Annotated in this window: 14 protein-coding genes; 2 read left to right on the top strand and 12 right to left on the bottom strand. The window is 66.1% G+C overall.

From position 1 onward, the window contains the following. Positions 1 to 8: 8 nt before the first annotated feature. From B6V72_RS14170 to gltX, 4 genes are all read right to left on the bottom strand, one after another. Positions 9 to 683, bottom strand: coding sequence for an SDR family oxidoreductase (locus B6V72_RS14170; protein WP_088720175.1), 675 nt, complete (start codon positions 681 to 683; stop codon positions 9 to 11). Between the two features lie 224 nt (positions 684 to 907). Next, complete coding sequence (locus B6V72_RS14165; protein ID WP_276206174.1) at positions 908 to 1270, bottom strand: DUF1284 domain-containing protein; 363 nt, start codon at positions 1268 to 1270, stop codon at positions 908 to 910. 188 nt (positions 1271 to 1458) lie between these two features. Further along, positions 1459 to 2754, bottom strand: a complete 1296-nt coding sequence (gltA, locus tag B6V72_RS14160) for a citrate synthase (RefSeq protein WP_075775661.1) — start codon at positions 2752 to 2754, stop codon at positions 1459 to 1461. A 79-nt stretch (positions 2755 to 2833) separates the two neighbouring features. After that, a complete protein-coding gene (gltX, locus tag B6V72_RS14155) occupies positions 2834 to 4228 on the bottom strand; it encodes a glutamate--tRNA ligase (RefSeq protein WP_088735849.1) in 1395 nt (464 codons plus the stop codon). A gap of 113 nt (positions 4229 to 4341) precedes the next feature. On the opposite strand from gltX, the gene B6V72_RS14150 reads away from it, so the two are divergent. Continuing rightward, positions 4342 to 6465, top strand: a complete 2124-nt coding sequence (locus tag B6V72_RS14150) for a ComEC/Rec2 family competence protein (protein WP_088735848.1) — start codon at positions 4342 to 4344, stop codon at positions 6463 to 6465. 109 nt (positions 6466 to 6574) lie between these two features. Here the strand turns inward: B6V72_RS14150 and lexA are convergent, their stop codons facing one another. The 6 genes from lexA to B6V72_RS14120 all read right to left on the bottom strand — a co-directional run bounded on the left by lexA (position 6575) and on the right by B6V72_RS14120 (position 11470). After that, complete coding sequence (gene lexA / locus B6V72_RS14145; protein ID WP_088735847.1) at positions 6575 to 7291, bottom strand: transcriptional repressor LexA; 717 nt, start codon at positions 7289 to 7291, stop codon at positions 6575 to 6577. 91 nt (positions 7292 to 7382) lie between these two features. Continuing rightward, on the bottom strand, positions 7383 to 8567 hold the full coding sequence (glp, locus tag B6V72_RS14140; protein ID WP_088735901.1) for a gephyrin-like molybdotransferase Glp: 1185 nt from the start codon (positions 8565 to 8567) through the stop codon (positions 7383 to 7385). A 2-nt stretch (positions 8568 to 8569) separates the two neighbouring features. Further along, on the bottom strand, positions 8570 to 9055 hold the full coding sequence (moaC, locus tag B6V72_RS14135) for a cyclic pyranopterin monophosphate synthase MoaC (protein ID WP_075775658.1): 486 nt from the start codon (positions 9053 to 9055) through the stop codon (positions 8570 to 8572). Next, entirely contained in the window at positions 9052 to 9849 is a 798-nt protein-coding gene (gene trpC, locus B6V72_RS14130) for an indole-3-glycerol phosphate synthase TrpC (protein ID WP_078547770.1), read from the bottom strand. The genes moaC and trpC overlap by 4 nt, the downstream gene beginning before the upstream one ends. After that, a complete protein-coding gene (gene trpD, locus B6V72_RS14125) occupies positions 9846 to 10868 on the bottom strand; it encodes an anthranilate phosphoribosyltransferase (protein WP_075775656.1) in 1023 nt (340 codons plus the stop codon). The genes trpC and trpD overlap by 4 nt, the downstream gene beginning before the upstream one ends. An 8-nt stretch (positions 10869 to 10876) precedes the next feature. Beyond that, complete coding sequence (locus tag B6V72_RS14120; RefSeq protein ID WP_075775655.1) at positions 10877 to 11470, bottom strand: aminodeoxychorismate/anthranilate synthase component II; 594 nt, start codon at positions 11468 to 11470, stop codon at positions 10877 to 10879. A gap of 181 nt (positions 11471 to 11651) precedes the next feature. Between B6V72_RS14120 and B6V72_RS14115 the strand changes: the two genes are divergently transcribed. Next, positions 11652 to 13535: a divergent polysaccharide deacetylase family protein gene (locus B6V72_RS14115; RefSeq protein ID WP_088735846.1), complete on the top strand. Its 1884-nt coding sequence runs from the start codon at positions 11652 to 11654 to the stop codon at positions 13533 to 13535. A 37-nt stretch (positions 13536 to 13572) separates the two neighbouring features. Here B6V72_RS14115 and trpE read toward each other — a convergent pair whose 3' ends face one another. Together trpE and B6V72_RS14105 are read right to left on the bottom strand one after the other, a co-directional pair. After that, positions 13573 to 15084, bottom strand: coding sequence for an anthranilate synthase component I (gene trpE / locus B6V72_RS14110; protein ID WP_075775653.1), 1512 nt, complete (start codon positions 15082 to 15084; stop codon positions 13573 to 13575). 11 nt (positions 15085 to 15095) lie between these two features. After that, positions 15096 to 16937 carry a SurA N-terminal domain-containing protein gene (locus tag B6V72_RS14105; protein WP_088720181.1) on the bottom strand — a complete coding sequence of 614 codons (1842 nt, stop codon included), beginning with the start codon at positions 16935 to 16937 and terminating at the stop codon, positions 15096 to 15098. Between the last annotated feature and the right edge of the window lie 2 nt (positions 16938 to 16939).

Raw genomic sequence — 16939 nt, 5'->3', positions numbered from 1 at the left:
CCGGGGCGTCAGAGCGTGTCGAGGATACGCCGTGCTTCGGCATGGCGATCGGCGAGAGCGTCGCGATCCTCGCCGGGGAAGAACCGCCCGCGCAAGGCGGTCGCCATCGGCGCAGGCTCGGCGATGACCACGCGCGGCCCGATCTTGACGGTCTCCGCCTGCCACGAGCGCAGCATCGCCATCTGTGCCGCTTTCGTCGCCCCGTAGATGCCGAAGAATTTCTGGCCCGCACGCGGATCGTCGAAGGCCAGCGCGGTGCCTTGGCGGGCGAGCAGCAGCGGCTCGATCAGCCCGATCAGCTGCGCGGTCGCGGTCACGTTCACCTTGACCGAATTGGCCAGTTCCTTGGCGTCGATATGCCCCGTCGGCGAGAGCGGCGCGGCATGGATCGCGGTATGCACCCAGAGATCGAGCCCGCCCCAGCGCGCGCCGATCGACTGCGCGAGATGCGCCATCTGATCGGGGTCGGTCACGTCCAGCGGGCCGAGCGAAGCGGTCCCGCCCTTCGCCTGAATCCGGTCGTCGAGTTCTTCCAGCGCGCCGGTGGTCCGCGCGACGGCCATGATATGCCAGCCGTCTTCGGCCAAGGCCTCTGCAATCGCCCCGCCGAGGCCACGCGAAGCGCCGGTGACTAGCGCCAGTTTCTTGCCCTGCGAAGGGTCTTGGGTCTGATCCGTGCTCATGGCGCGTTTCTTGCCACCACGCCCGCCTTCGCGCAAGCGTCAGATGCACGATCCGAGCCTCTCCCGATGATTTGCGAATTTGCGCGCGGGCGAGTCGGCCCGCTTAGCAATGCTGCGCAATGGCGGCTGCGCCACTCGCCGTCGCGGGTAGCTGGTCGGCGCCGCGCAGACGCGGCGGGACCCTGCCTCGAAATCGAAGCGCTGCCCCCCGGCTGGGAATGGCGTTACGCTTTGCCCTGAAGCCGAGCGAGAGCGGCTTCGCACATGCCCTCGCTCAGCCATTGGCAGTCGGCGCAGATCGTCTGGTGGACATCGGCGGGCAGGGCGGCCATCCGCTCCAGCGCCTCGCCCCAGCTGAGCACATCGCCCGGCGCAATTCCCAATGCCTCCGCATGGGCTGCATCCAACCGGTCGATCTTCGCCTGCCCGGTGCAACCGGACCCGCGCCGCGACGGGCAGGGACCGCAGATGTCATCGGCCGCGCCCACCACTTCGATCTCCACCGCCGCGCCTTCCGCACGCCGCAGTCGCCCCTCGACGATATCGGTCATGTTCGCAGTGAAGGCATCCGAATATCCCTTCCCCACGAACCCGAGCGAGCAGAGGAAATGATGCGGGCGGTATGTCAGACGGTCAGCTATGTCTTCGCTCTTTCGTAATTATCCCGGGGGAGGCCGGCGCAGCCAAGCGGGGCGCCGTCCCCTGTCACCGGGGTAGCAGAATGGAAAACGGGCCGGAAGGTTTCCCCTCCGGCCCGCAATGATCTGGTCTATGCTCAGCGCTTCTCGAGATCGACGTAATCGCGGTAGGTCGCGCCGGTATAGAGCTGACGCGGGCGACCGATCTTGCCGGTCGGATCCTCGATCATCTCTTTCCACTGCGAGATCCAGCCGACGGTGCGCGACAGCGCGAAGATCGGGGTGAACATCGAGGTCGGGAAGCCCATCGCCTCGAGGATGATGCCCGAGTAGAAGTCGACGTTCGGATAGAGCTTCTTGGAGACGAAATATTCGTCCTCCAGAGCGATCTTCTCCAGTTCCTTGGCGACCTGAAGCGTCTCGTTGTCGTGGATGCCGAGCAGGTCTAGCACCTCGTCCGCCGATTCCTTCATGACCTTCGCGCGCGGGTCGAAGTTCTTGTAGACGCGGTGACCGAAGCCCATCAGGCGGAAGGGATCGTCCTTGTCCTTGGCGCGCTTGATGTATTCCGGGATCTGGTCGACGGTGCCGATTTCGCGCAGCATCTCGAGGCAGGCTTGGTTGGCGCCGCCGTGGGCGGGGCCCCAGAGGCAGGCGATGCCGGCCGCGATACAGGCGAACGGGTTCGCGCCCGAGGAGCCCGCCAGACGCACGGTCGAGGTCGAGGCGTTCTGCTCGTGATCGGCATGGAGCGTGAAAATCCGGTCCATCGCACGGGCCAGCGCAGGCTCGATCTTGTAGTCTTCGGCCGGGACCGAGAAGCACATGTGCAGGAAGTTCTCGGCGTAGCTCAGCTCGTTCTTCGGATAGACGAAGGGCTGACCGATCGAATACTTGTAGGCCATCGCGGCGATCGTCGGCAGTTTCGCGATCAGGCGGATCGAGGCGACTTCGCGTTGCCACGGGTCCGAGATGTCGAGGCTGTCGTGATAGAAGGCAGACAGCGCGCCCACGACGCCGACCATGGTCGCCATCGGGTGGCTGTCACGGCGGAAGCCCTGGAAGAACTGCTTCATCTGCTCGTGGATCATCGTGTGACGCGTCACGCGGAACTCGAAATCTTCCATCTGCGCCTTGGTCGGCAGTTCCCCGTAGAGCAGCAGGTAGCACACTTCGAGGTAATGCGACTTCGACGCGAGTTGGTCGATCGGATAGCCACGATACAGCAGCTCACCCTTGGCACCGTCGATGAAGGTGATCTTGGATTCGCAGGCTGCGGTCGAGGTGAAGCCCGGATCGTAGGTGAAGACGTCGGCTTGGCCATAGAGCTTGCGGATATCGAGCACGTCGGGACCAGCCGAGGGCGAGAGCACGGGAAGCTCATAGGTTTGTCCGTCAAGCGAGAGCGTGGCGGTCTTCGAGTTGTCTGCCATGTAAATTCCCTTTCATCCTCCGGCTGGGCCGCGCCGGTCTATCGCGTCCGGACAGTCGTCCGGAGAGGGCGGCCAGGCCTCAGGCCGCCTGATCGTCGAGTCGAGCCAGAGTCTCCTCCCGGCCCAAAACGAGCATCATATCGAATACGCTGGGGGTTGCCGCACGTCCCGCCAAGGCCGCCCGCATCGGAGCTGCGACCTTCCCAAGGCCAAGCCCATGCGCTTCGGCAACCTGTCCGACAGCGGCTTCCAGGTCTTCCCGCGACCAATTAGCGCGTTGCAGCGCAAAGGTCAATTCACTCAGTATACCACGGGATACATCATCCAGTGCCTTGGCCGCTTTCTCTTCGATCTCGATCGGGCGCTGCGTCAGAGAGAAATGCGCCTTTTCAAGGAGTTGCGACAGAAGTTTCGCTGATCCCTTTACCACGGGAAGCGTGCGCATAAGCGCAGATTTCTGTGCGTCATCCAGCGACGGTTTTTCTGCAGCTGCGAGATAACCTTCGATTTCGCGCAGCAATTCGGCCTCGTCGGTGACCGCGATATGCTGGCCGCAGATATTCTCGAGCTTCTTGAAATCGAGCCGCGCCGGCGCCTTGTTGATGCCGGTGATGTCGAACCATTCCTTCGCCTGTTCGTCGGTGAAGAATTCGTCGTCGCCATGGCTCCAGCCGAGCCGCGCGAGGTAGTTGCGCATGCCCGTCGCCGGGTAGCCCATCGCCTGATACTGCTCGAGGCCCACCGCGCCGTGGCGCTTCGACAGCTTCTTGCCGTCGGGGCCGTGAATCAGCGGGATATGCGCGAAGGTCGGCACGTCCCAATCCATCGCGCGATAGACCAGCATCTGCCGCGCGGCATTGACGAGATGGTCGTCCCCGCGGATCACATGGGTCACGCCCATATCATGGTCATCGACGACAACGGCCAGCATGTAGGTCGGTGTGCCATCCGAACGTAAACAAATCATGTCATCGAGCTGATCGTTGCGGATCGTCACTTCGCCCTGCACCGCGTCCTGGATCACGGTCGTGCCCTCGCGAGGGGCTTTCAACCGGATCACGTAGGGCGCGTCCGGATGGGTCGCGGGATCGGCGTCGCGCCACGGCGAGGGGAACATCTGGCCCTTGTTCGCCGGGTCCTCGCGGAAGGCCGCGATCTCTTCCTGCGTGGAGAAACATTTGTAGGCGTGGCCTTTCTCCAGCATCTTATGGGCGACCTCGGCGTGGCGGGCCGCGCCCGCGGCTTGGCTCACCACCTCGCCGTCATAGTCGAGCCCCAGCCATTCGAGCCCCTGCAGGATCGCCGCCGTCGCCTCCGGGGTCGAGCGTTCACGGTCGGTATCCTCGATACGCAGCAGGAATTTACCGCCGCGCCCGCGTGCATAGAGCCAGTTGAACAGCGCCGTGCGCGCACCGCCGATATGCAGATAGCCGGTGGGCGAGGGGGCGAAACGGGTGACAATCTGGTCGGACATGTCGGAGCCTTTCTTCGCGGGCTCTCACCGGCCCGCCTTTACCTTTCGGAAACCATCAAGCGCATAGGCTTTCTCGGCTCGATGCATAAGCAGGGACGGGGCCGAGGACAAGCATGGCGATCAATGCGGAACCGGGCGACTGGGCGCTGCCGGAGGGCGCAAAGGGCGCGGGCCGCAGCTCTCGTCTGATCGCGGCGCTTTTCGCTGGTCTCTCCGATCCGCTTGGTGCCTTGGCGCGGGCGCGGGCGCAGCTTTTCCTGTGGATGCCGGTGGCGCTCGGGGGCGGGGTCGGTGCGTATTTCACGCTCAAGGTGGAGCCGGGCTGGCTTATCTACCTGACCGCGCTCGCGATCTGCGCGATCTCTCTGACGCTTTGGCTGCGCGGCGCGGTATGGTTTCGGCTGCCGGCGGCACTCATTGCCCTCGCGGCTCTGGGCCTGCTGCTGGCGGGGCTACGCGCCCATCTCGTCGCAGCGCCGGTGCTGCAATTCCGCTATTACGGCCCCGTCGCCGGGCGGATCGTTAAGATCGACCGCGCGCGCTCGGACCTGATCCGGCTGACGCTGGATCAGGTGCGGATCGACCGGGTCGCCCCCGGAAATACGCCCGCGCGGGTCCGGGTCACGCTGCATGGCGATCAGAGCGAGTTCACCCCGGAACCCGGCGCGCAGGTCATGCTCACGGCGAATCTCTCGCCCCCGCCGCCGCCAGCCGCGCCCCGGGACTACGATTTCCGCCGCACCGCCTGGTTCGATCGCCTCGGCGCGATCGGCTATACCCGCGCGCCGGTGATGCGGGTCGCGCCGCCCGATCCCGGTGATTGGGCGATGGCGGCGCATCGCGCGCGGATGCGGCTCTCTACGGCGATCCAGTCGCGGATCGCGGGCCAGCCCGGCGCGGTCGCGGCGGCGCTGATGACCGGCGACCGCTCGGGTCTGAGCGAGGCCACGCGCGAGGCTATGCGCCGCTCCGGCCTCGCGCATCTGATCGCGATCTCGGGGCTGCATATGGGAATCCTCGCGGGTTTCGTCTTTGGACTCGTGCGCTACGGGCTGGCGCTGGCAGGCCGACCCGCGCTGATCTGGCCCACGAAGAAATTGGCCGCCATTGCTGCGCTGATCGCGGCCAGCGCCTATCTGTGGCTCGCGGGGCCTGCGGTCTCGACCCAGCGCGCCTGGATCATGGTGTCGATCATGCTCCTCGCCGTGCTCGCCGACCGTCGTGCGCTGAGCCTGCGCACCGTTGCACTCGCCGCCACGCTCTTGCTGATCTGGCAACCAGAGAGCCTGACCGCGCCCGGCTTCCAGATGTCCTTCGCGGCGACGACCGCGCTGATCGTGATGCTCGGGCCGTGGACCCGCGCCGCGCGCTACCTGCCGCGGCTTCTGCGGCCCGCGCTGATGCTGGTCGCGACCTCGCTCATCGCTGGCGCTGCTACGGCGCCGATCGTGGCCGCGCAGTTCCACCGGCTGTCGGAATACGGGGTTCTGGCGAACCTGTTCGCGGTGCCGGCAATGGGGCTGGTGATCATGCCGATGGGGGTCCTCGCGGCGCTGCTGGCCCCCTTCGGTCTGAGCGGCCCCGCGCTTTGGGCGGTGGGGCAGGGTACGGCGTGGATATTGCGCGTCGCGCGATGGGTCAGCGACCTCGATGGCTCCGTTCTCGCCATCGTTCAACCGGGGCCTTGCGTGCTGCCGCTGATCGCGCTTGGAGCCTTGGGGCTGATCCTGACCCGCGGCGCGGGACGGACAGCGAGCATCGGCCTGATTGCCACGGCTTGCGTGTTTTGGCTGCGCGCCGACGACGAGCGACCTGCACTTCTGATCGCACCCGAGGGCCGGCAGGTCGGGGTGATGACGCCGCTAGGCCGGGCTCTGTCGAAACCCGGCGCGGGGTTCATCTCGGACCGCTGGCTTGCGGCGGATGGCGACGCGGCGACGCTGGAGGTGGCGGCCGCGCGGCCTGCATTCTCCGGGCCGCGCGGCGCGCGGATTGCGCGGTTTCGCGGGGCGCAGCTTGCCCATTTCACGGGAAAAGCCGTGCAAGACGCGCTGCCTGCGGTCTGCGCCAAAGGCGGAATTGTCGTAACTTCCGCCAAATTCGACAGCGCCATAGGCCCTTGCGATCTGTGGGACGCGCAGCGCCAGCGCGGAACCGGCGCGGTCGCGATCAGTGCAGCCGGGGAAATCACGACGACCGCGCAAGTCAAGGGTCGCCGTCTCTGGACGCGCCCCTGACCTTCGCTCTTCGCAAAAATGCCCGCCGGAGGCTCCGCCCTCTGCCACCGGCGCAGCAAATGAAAAAGAGCGCCCCGCAGGACGCCCTTTTCCAGAAACTCAATGGATGTCAGTAGCTGCGGATCAGCCCGACGAGCCGACCCTGCACCTTCACCTGATCGTCGCGCAGCAGCCGCGTCTCATAGGCCGGGTTAGCGGCCTCCAGCGCGATCATTCCGCTGCGACGGTAGAAACGCTTCAGCGTGGCCTCATGGCCTTCGACCAAGGCGACCACGATATCGCCGTTATCCGCCGTGCCCTGTTCTCGGATCACCACGACGTCGCCATCGTTGATCCCGGCCTCGATCATCGAGTCGCCTTTGACCTCGAGCGCGTAATGCTCTCCGCGTCCGCTCAGCATCGAGCCCGGAACGGCAACGTGATGCGAAACCTCCGAAATCGCCTCTATCGGGACACCGGCGGCGATCCGGCCCATCACCGGCAGTTCCAGCGCGTGGATCACGTCAACCGGCATCGCGCCGCGCGGCGGATCGGCCTTGTCCCCCTCGATCACTTTGGGCGCGAAGCTTCTTGTATCCTCGGTCGCGGGCGCGCCGAATTTCTTCTCGAGCGCCTCGGGCAGTTTCACGATCTCGATCGCGCGGGCCCGGTGAGCGAGACGGCGGATGAAGCCGCGTTCTTCCAATGCGGTGATCAGCCGGTGGATACCGGACTTGGAGCGCAGGTCCAGCGCGTCCTTCATCTCGTCGAAAGAGGGCGGAACACCGTCCTTCATCATCCGTTTCTGAATGAATTCCAGCAATTCCAGTTGCTTGCGCGTCAGCATCCGCGACCCTCCGTTCCCCGGTCAAGGCACATGTTCAAGGATTGTTCTACCCTTGTTCACGGGGGCTGTCAACGGCCGAGGCGGGCGCGGCTCAGTCGAGCGGCAGGATCTCGACCGTCTCGCCCGCCTTGCGCGGCCCGTCGCCGATGGGGCGGATCAGCAGGCAATCGGCCTGCGACAGGAGGCTCAGCATCGCGGAGTCCTGGTTGTCGAAGGGCGTGACGCGGGGCAGGGGATCGCCGGGCACGAGCGTGGCGCGCATGTAATGCGTGCGCGGACCGGTGGGGCCGGTATCGGTCGCGAGGATTGCCTGTTTCACGCGAGTTTCGGGCGACAGGCCCGAAAGCTTGCGCAGCATCGGGCGCAGGAACAGTTCGGCACAGACCGTTGCCGAGACCGGGTTGCCCGGAAGGCCCAGCATCGCGGCCTCGCCCATCCGGCCCGCCATCAAGGGCTTGCCCGGGCGCATCGCGATCTTCCAGAAGCTGCGTTCGAGCCCCAGTTCCTCGGCCACGTCGCCCACAAGATCATGCGCGCCGACCGAGGCGCCACCGGAGGTCACCACCATATCGGCGCCCTTCGCGAGGTCGAACACGGTGCGCAGACTGTCGCGGTCGTCGCGAGCGATCGGCAGCATGCGCGCTTCTGCGCCCATGCGCTCGGCCAATGCCGCGACGATGAAGCTGTTGGAGCAGATGATCTGGTCCGGCCCCGGCTCTTCGCCCGGCATCACCAACTCGTCGCCAGTCGCGATGATCGCGACGATGGGGCGGCGGCGCACGGTGACGGCGGGCACGTTCATCGCCGCCAGCAGCCCGAGGTCGCGCGCGGTCAGCGGGCGGTCGGGGCAGAAGCTCTCGCCTTGCGCGAAATCCTGACCCTTCGGCCGGATATTGGTATTGCTATCAAGCTCTTGCGGCAGCGTGATCGTGTCGCCTTCGCGCGTCACGTTCTCCTGCAGCACGACCACGCCATTCGGCCCCGGCACTGGCGCGCCGGTGAAAATGCGTACCGCCTGGCCGGGCTTTGGCTGACCCTCATAGCCGCGACCCGCGGCGGCCTCGCCCTCGACGGTGAGCGTCGCGCCGGGCAGGTGGTCGGCCACGTCGAGCCAGTAGCCATCCATCGCCGAGCCCGAGAAGGGCGGCTGGGTCAATTGCGCGGTCGCGGGCTCCGCCATCACACGACCAAGCGCATGACGCAGGCTCACGCGTTCGGTACCCAGCGGTTCGACCAGCGTCAGAACCTTTTCAAGCGCTTCTTCGACGGGCAACAGGCTCATGTTGCGCTCCCTTCAGCCTCGTATTTGCCGGACTTCCCGCCGTCTTTCAGCACGACGCGGATACCCTCGATCTGCATGGATTTCTCGACCGCCTTGAGCATGTCATAGACCGTCAGCGCCGCCGCCGACACGGCGGTCAGCGCCTCCATCTCGACGCCGGTCTGCCCCGAGGTTTTCACGGTGGCGCGGATGCGCACACCAGGCAGCGCCTCGTCGGGTTCCAGATCGAGCGTGACCTTGGTGATCGGCAGCGGGTGACAGAGCGGGATCAGATCGGAGGTCTTCTTCGCGGCCATGATGCCCGCGATCCGCGCGATGCCCAGAACGTCGCCCTTCTTCGCGGTGCCCTTCAGGACATAATCCAGCGTCTCGGGCAGCATTACCACGCGCCCCTCGGCCACGGCGATGCGGTCGGTCACGTCCTTGTCGGAGACGTCGACCATATGGGCCTGACCGTCCTTGTCGAAATGCGACAGGCTCATGCGACCTCCAGAAGCGTCCGGGTGGCGCCCGCGACATCGTCCTGCCGCATCAGGCTTTCACCGATCAGGAAGCGGCGCGCGCCGACCTCGGCCATCGCGGCCATGTCGTCGCGGGTGAAGATGCCGCTTTCGCAGACCAGATCGCGGCCCTCGGCGAGGATGCTCGGTGCAAGTTCGCGGGTCACGTCGAGCGTGACCTCGAAGGTCTTCAGGTTGCGGTTGTTCACGCCCAGAAGCGGCGACTTCAAGTGTTTGAGCGCGCGCTCGGTCTCTTCCATGTCATGCACTTCGACCAGCACATCCATGCCCCAACCAAAGGCTGCGTCTTCCAGCTCAGCCGCCAGATCATCCTCGACCGAAGCCATGATGATCAGGATGCAATCGGCGCCCCAGGCGCGGGCCTCCGCGACCTGATAGGTGTCATAGAGGAAATCCTTGCGCAGCGCGGGCAGCGAGCAGGCCGCGCGCGCCGCCGACAGGAATTCCGGCGCGCCCTGAAAAGACGGCGTATCGGTCAGCACCGATAGGCAGGCAGCACCGCCTTGCTCATAGGCTTTGGCCAGCGCGGGCGGGTCGAAATCGGGGCGGATCAGCCCTTTCGAGGGCGAGGCCTTCTTGATCTCGGCGATCAGCCCGTAGCCCGTTTCCGCCTTCGCGGTCAGGGCGTTGGCAAAACCGCGCGTGGGCGCCTGCGCCTTGGCCTGAGCTTCAACCTCGCTCAGCGGGCGGGCGGCTTTGGCCGCTTTGATCTCTTCAAGCTTGTAGGCCTTGATCTTGTCGAGGATCGTGCTCATCCGGCGACCTCCTGCGTGATGCGGGCCAGCGTTTCCAGAGCGGTCTTGGCCTTTCCGCTGTCGATGCTCTCGGCCGCCATTTCCGCCCCGGATTTCAGGTCCGAGACCTTGTCGGCCACGACGAGCGCGGCGGCGGCGTTGAAGATCACCGCGTCGCGATAGGCCGAGGGCTCACCCTCGAGCAGTGCGCGCAGGGCGGCGGCGTTCTCGGCTGCGGTGCCGCCGATCAGATCGCGGAAGCGATGGACGGGCAACCCGGCATCCTCGGGGTGGATCTGGATCGACTCGATCCGGCCGTTTTCCAGCGCGGCGACTTCGGTCGTGCCGCAGATGGTGATCTCGTCGGTGCCGTCCGAGCCATGGACAAGCCATGCCTTCTCGGAGCCGAGCATCTGCAACGTCTCGGCCATCGGGAAGATCAGGTCGGGCGCGAAGGCCCCGGTCAGCTGTCGCTTCACGCCTGCGGGGTTGGTCAGCGGGCCGAGGATGTTGAAGATCGTCTTGCAGCCCAACTCCTGACGCACCGACCCGACATGACGCATCGCGGGGTGGTGGATCTGCGCCATCATGAAGCCGATATTCGCCTCGGCCAGACCGCGCTCTGTCGCCTCCGGCCCCGCCATCACGTCAATGCCGAGCTCGGACTGCACATCCGCCGTGCCCGATTTCGACGAGGCCGCGCGGTTGCCATGCTTTGCGACCGGAACGCCCGCGCCCGCCACGACGAAGGCCGCAGCCGTCGAGATGTTGAGCGTGTGCATCCCGTCGCCGCCGGTCCCGACGATGTCGATTGCGCCTTCGGGGGCTTTGACCGGCACGCATTTCGCGCGCATCGCTGCGGCGGCAGCGGCATATTCCGACACGGATTCCCCGCGCGCCCTCAGCGCCATCAACAAGCCGCCGACCTGCGCGGGAGAAGCTTCGCCGTTGAACAGGATTTCGAAGGCCATCTCCGCCTGCGCGCGGCTCAGCGGCCCTTCGGAGGCCGAGTAGATCAGCGGCTTCATCGCTTCGCTCATGGGCTGGCTCATGCGGGCACCTTCAGGCTGACGCCTGCCTCTGTCAGGAAATTCTTCAGCATCGCGTGGCCATGCTCGGAGGCGATAGATTCCGGGTGGAACTGCACGCCCTCGATCGGCAACTCGCGATGGCGCAGCCCCATGATCGTGCCGTCATCCAGCTCGGCGGTGATCTCGAGGCAGTCGGGCAGGCTCTCGCGCTCCACGATCAGCGAGTGGTAGCGCGTGGCTTTCAGCGGAGAGGGCAGGCCCTTGAAGCAGCCTTTGCCCTCGTGGCGAATCTCGCCCATCTTGCCATGCACGATCTCGGAGGCGCGCACGACTTTCCCGCCGAAGGCCTGACCGATGGTCTGATGCCCCAGACAGACGCCGAACAGCGGTAGCTTGGCCTCGGCCGCGGCCATCACCAGCGGCAGGCAGATGCCGGCTTGATCGGGATCGCAAGGCCCGGGCGAGAGTACGATCGCCTCGGCACCCATGCCCATCGCGTCCTGAACGTTCAGCGCGTCGTTACGCCAGACCTTCACATCGGCGCCCAGCTCGCCAAAATAGTGCACCAAATTGTAGGTGAAGCTGTCATAATTATCGATGAGCAGCAGCATGGCCGGGCCCTTTCGTTTGTTGGCCCCCGGCGTCCCCGATGCGGTCAGGCGCGGATGCGCCTATCAAGGGGGGTGAACCGGGGATCGGGTCGGGCTATAGATGCTATCAGCGAAGGGCCGGGGTCAAGGGCAGTCCCCGGGAAAAGCCGCGTATCAAGAGCGGTGAAGATGGAGGCAGGCAATGATGCGATCTGTGATGAAGGGCGGGCTGGCCGGTCTGCTGGTCGCGGTTTTCGGCACGGCGGTGATGTCGTTGATCTTCCCGGCCCCGAAAGAGCCCGGCGCGGAGATCAAGCTCGCCGGAAGCCCGACGCCTGAAGAACCCGCGAATGTGGACTTGCCCGCGGGCTCCGATTTCTCGCGCCCGGCGACCGATCGAACGCCCGCGATGCCGACCCCGGACGGGGCGCCGCTCTCGGCACCGACCCGGGCGCCCCGCGTGTCCGAGCCGCAGCCAAGCCTCACGCCGCCCAGTGCCGACGAAATCCAAAGCGCCGCGCGCCCCGAGATGTCGACCGACATGGCCGAGCCGCGTCCCGAAGCGCAAGGCGAGACGGTCGCGCTCGCCGCGCCGGTCGCGCCGGAGGCGGGCGCGCAACCGGACAGCGCCCCGCCTTCCGCTCTGCAAGGTGCGCCTGCGCCCGACACCGCACCCGAGGTTGCGCCGGTGATCGAGCCCGCGCCTGCGCGCGAGACATCGCCGGAAGCCCCGAATGTCGCGTCGGCGATGAGCGCGCCGACAGTGGACACACCTGCGACGACGCCCGCCGCCCGCGAGGCGCAGCCGGATATGACTGCAGAAAATGCGCCCGCAGCCGAGATGCCCGCCTTGCCGGAGGTGAGCTTGCAGCCGCCGAAAGCGCCCGAGAAAGCAACGGCGCCCACCGATCAGGGGAATACGGCTGTCGTCGCGACCGATATGCCCGCACTGCCCGCGGCCAAACTGACGCCCCCCAAAGCGGAGCCCCAAACGGCTCCGTCCTTGGCGGACATCCCCGCACCTGATCGGTTGCCGTCCGAAGGGGAGGGGATCGACACCGCGCAGGCGGATAAACCCGAGATTTCGACCGACCCATCGGCAAGCCCGGACCTGCCCGCCGGGCGCGCCCTCCCGCAAGGCGGGGATGCGGTGCCGACCAAGCCGCGCATCTTCTCGTTGCAGGATGCGCCCTCGATGCCGGGCAAGCCCGCGAGCGGGTTCAAATCAGCGCCCGGCGTCGTGGTGGATCGCTTGCCGCAGGTGACGCCTTCGGCGCCGCCCTCCCTCGGGGACGGACCTGACGGCGGCGGCGCGCAGGATGCGCCGGGGACCGCGCAGGTCGATGCGGCTGACCTGAGCCCGATCGAGAAATTCGCAGCCCCCGCGCCAGCCGGCGACAAGCCGGAGATTTCGCTGGTTCTGATCGATCCGGGCGTGGCGAAGGGCGGGCTCGATCCGGCGACGATCACGGCGAGCGATCTGCCGATGACCATCGCGATCGATCCAACCCGGGACGGCGCTGCCGAAGATGCCAAAGTCTTCCGCGCGGCGGGGTTCGAGGTCGCGATCCTTGCGTCGGGTCTGCCCGCCAATGCCGCCCCCGAGGATGTCGAGGTGGCGCTCGAGGCGTGGCGTCACGTGATCCCCGAGGCCGTCGCCGTCGTGGAGCCGCCGGAGCCGCAGTTCCAGAACAACCGTCCGCTCGCGCGTCAGATGGTCTCGGCGCTCGGGCGCAGCGGGCTGGGCGTGGTCACGCAGAAGAAGGGGTTCGACAGCGCCAACCAGATCGCGATCTCCGCCGATCTGCCACGTGCGCAGGTCTGGCGCGTGATCGATGACGGGCGCGAGAAGGCTGCCGTGATCTCGCGGATGCTGGCGCGCGCCGATTTCGAAGCAGAGCGCAATGGCTCGGTGGTGGTAATGCTGTCCGCTTGGCCGGAGTCGTTCCAGGGGATCGAGGATTGGTATGTAGACGCGCAGGACAAGGTGACGCTCACCCCGGTCTCGGCGCTCGCACTTGATACCGTGACGCAAGCTGCGCTCGCCCCGGAGACCGAGCCGAAAATGGAAAACGCGGGCCAGTAAGCCCGCGTTTCTCTCTTTTCGCCTGTGGTGACGGTGCTCAGCCGTTGCCGCGTGTCGCCACGAACAGCCCCGCATCCTCGGCGGCCTTGCGCAGCGCTTTGGACTTATTGACCGTCTCCTGCCATTCCGCCTCGGGGTCGCTGTCATAGACCACGCCGCCGCCCGCCTGAATGTATAGCGTCTTGTCCTTCACCACCGCCGTGCGCAGCGCGATGCACATGTCCATCTCGCCATTGGCCGCGAAATAGCCCACGCCACCGCCATAAATGCCGCGCTTCTCGGGCTCCAGCTCGTCGATGATTTCCATTGCGCGAACCTTGGGCGCGCCCGAGACAGTGCCCGCGGGCAGACCGGCCAGCAGCGCCGAGAGCGCGTCCTGATCGTCGCTGAGCTCGCCCACCACGTTCGAGACGATATGCATGACGTGGCTGTATCGCTCGATGATGAACTTCTCGGTCGGGTGCACAGAGCCGATCTTCGAGACACGGCCGACATCGTTGCGACCGAGATCGAGCAGCATCAGGTGCTCGGCCAACTCCTTCTTGTCGGCCAGCAGATCCTCTTCCAGCGCCTTGTCCTCGGCAGGGGTGGCCCCGCGCGGGCGGGTGCCCGCGATCGGGCGGATCGTCACCTCGCCCTCGCGGACCCGCACGAGGATTTCAGGCGACGCGCCCACGATCTGGAAGCCTCCGAAGTTCAGGAAGAACATGAAGGGGGAGGGGTTCGTGCGTCGCAAGCTGCGGTAAAGCGCGAAGGGCGGCAGCGGAAAATGCGCCGACCAGCGCTGCGCCGGAACCACCTGGAAGATGTCTCCCGCGCGGATGTAATCCTTCGCGGTCTCCACGGCGGACATGTAGCCCTCCTTGGTGAAGTTCGAGCGCATCTCGCCGACCTGCAGGCTCTCGCCCAGATCCCGGCTCTCGACCGGCGTGCGGTCGAGATCGCGCAGCGCATCCGAGACGCGCTCGGCGGCCTGCGCATACGCGGCGCGCGCCGACAGACCGGCCGACTGGAAGGCCGGTGCGCAGATGATCACGTCGCCCTTCACCCCGTCGAGCACCGCGACGACCGACGGGCGCAGCAGCATCGCGTCGGGTACGCCCAACGGATCGGGGTTCACGTTCGGCAGCTTCTCCACCAGCCGGATCGTGTCATAGCCGAGATAGCCGAACAGTCCCGCCGCCGCAGCAGGCAGATCGTCGGGCATGTCGATGCGACTCTCCGCGATCAGCGCCCGCAGGCTATCGAACGGGTGGCCCGGAAGATCTTCCCATGCCTCGTCGAAGCGCGCCGAGCGGTTGATCCGCGCCTGCTCGCCCCGGCACTCCCAGATCACGTCAGGCTTCATGCCGACGATCGAGTAGCGTCCGCGCACCTCGCCACCGGTCACCGATTCCAGCATGAAGGAATTCGGCTGCGCCTCGGCGAGCTTGAGCATCAGCGAGACGGGCGTGTCCAGATCGGCCGCGAGCCGGGCGTAGACCAACTGATTTTCACCCTTGGCCCAGCGTTCCTCGAACGCCTCGAAAGAGGGGGAGAGAGCGACCACGACGGGCCTCCTTACTGCATCTGCGACTGCACCGCGGTCACGGTCTGGCTGTCGAGATCGAGCCCGGCCTCCGACTCCACGGCGGTCGCGTAGAAATTGAGCAGGTCATTGGCCAGCGAGTTCGACAGCTGTTTGCCGATCTGACCCGAGATCAGCTTGGTGTCAGCATCTTCCATATCCGCCGGGATGACCTTGTCGGTGACGAAGACATAGACCTTGCCGCTGGCGGTGATCTGCGCCGGCTTGCCCGGTTCGGTCTTGAAGACCTTCGAGACCACGGGCGGCGGCAGTTCGTCGGAATAGCCGCCGCGCCCGATGCTCGCCACCTTGGTGGTCAGCACGCCGGTCTCGCCCAGCGACTTGCCGCCCTCGACCGCAGAGACGATCTCCTTGGCGCGGGCCTCTTCCGCCTGCACGACCTGATCGGCGCGCCACGCATCGGCCACGTCGCTCTTCACCTCGTCGAAGGGCTTGGGCTGGGGCGGCACGATCTTGTTCAGGCGCAACGCGAAGACGCCGCCATCCGACAGGGTTTGCAGCTCGGGATAGGCGTCGGTCGTCGCCTCGTTCGCCGCCTTGCGGAATTCGTCATAGCCCGCGATGCCGTCGGTGCTGTCGGCGGTGAAACCGATCTGGCCAAGCTCCATGTCGGTTTCCTTGGCCATCTCCTCCAGAGTCGCGCCTCCGGCCAGACGGTCCTGCAGGTTTTCACTCATCTTGCCGATCTCGTTGCGCGCCTTCTCGGCCTCGGCATCGCCCGCCAGTTCGTCGCGCGCGTCGGCGAACGAGGTCTCCTGTGCATCGATGATGCCGTTCACCTTGAACAGCGCCGGGCCCAGATCGGTCTCGACGGGGCCGACCACGGTGTTGTTTTCGGCCGAGAAGACCGCGTCGGCGGCCTTGCCCAGATCGTCGCGAGTCACGTCGCCCAGATCGGCATCGTCCAGCGTCAGGCCGCGATCCTTCGCAAGATCGGCAAAGGTCGCGCCGCCGTCCAGCTTGGCTTTAGCGGCTTTCGCGGCATCCATGTCGGAATAGACGAGACGCTCCACGAGGCGCTTTTCGGGCTGCTTGAACTCGTCGATCCGACGCTCGTATTCGGCCTTCAGCGTGGCGTCGTCGATCTTCACCTTGTCGGCCAGCATCTCAGGCGTCAGCCAGGCATAGGTGATGTCACGCGTCTCGGGCGCGGTGAACTGGTCGATATGGTCGTTGTAATAGGTTTTGAGCTGCTCGTCCGTCGGATCCGGGATCGCCTTGGTCAGATCGCTCTCCGTCACTTCCGCCCAAGTGAAGCCGCGCTTCTCGCCGACATATTGCGTATAGGCATCCACGACGGGCTTGGGGGCATCCACGCCGCCCGCGACTGCGCCCTGAATGATCGAGCGGGCGAGATCGTCGCGCAGCTGCGCTTCGAATTGCTGCTCGGAATAGCCTTGCTGGCGCAGCGCGAACTTGTAGGTCTCGCGGTCGAACTTGCCCGAGGCGTTCTGGAAGGCCGGGATGTCGTAGATCTTCTGTTGCAGCTGCTTGTCACCGACCGAGACGCCAAGACGCCGCGCGCCCTCACCGATCGCGGCCTGACCGATCAGCTTGCCCAGCACCCGCTGGTCCGCGCCCGACGCCTTCATCTGCGCCATCGTCACCGCCTGGCCAAGCTGCTGCGAGCGCTGCTGCATTTCCTGACGCAGCGCGCGAGCGTAATCGTCCACGGTGATCTTGGTCTCGCCGACCGCGCCGACCGACTTGGCCGAACCGGAGAAGCTGCGTAGCCCGAAACCGCCGAGACCAAGGATCAGCATGGCCAGCAAGATCCAGACGACGACACTCTTGCCGTGGCTGCGCATCTTCATCG

Origin of the sequence: Thioclava sp. F34-6 (genome assembly GCF_002213235.1) — a bacterium.
Taxonomy (GTDB): Bacteria; Pseudomonadota; Alphaproteobacteria; order Rhodobacterales; family Rhodobacteraceae; genus Thioclava; species Thioclava nitratireducens.
This window is presented reverse-complemented; position numbering and strand designations above follow the sequence as displayed.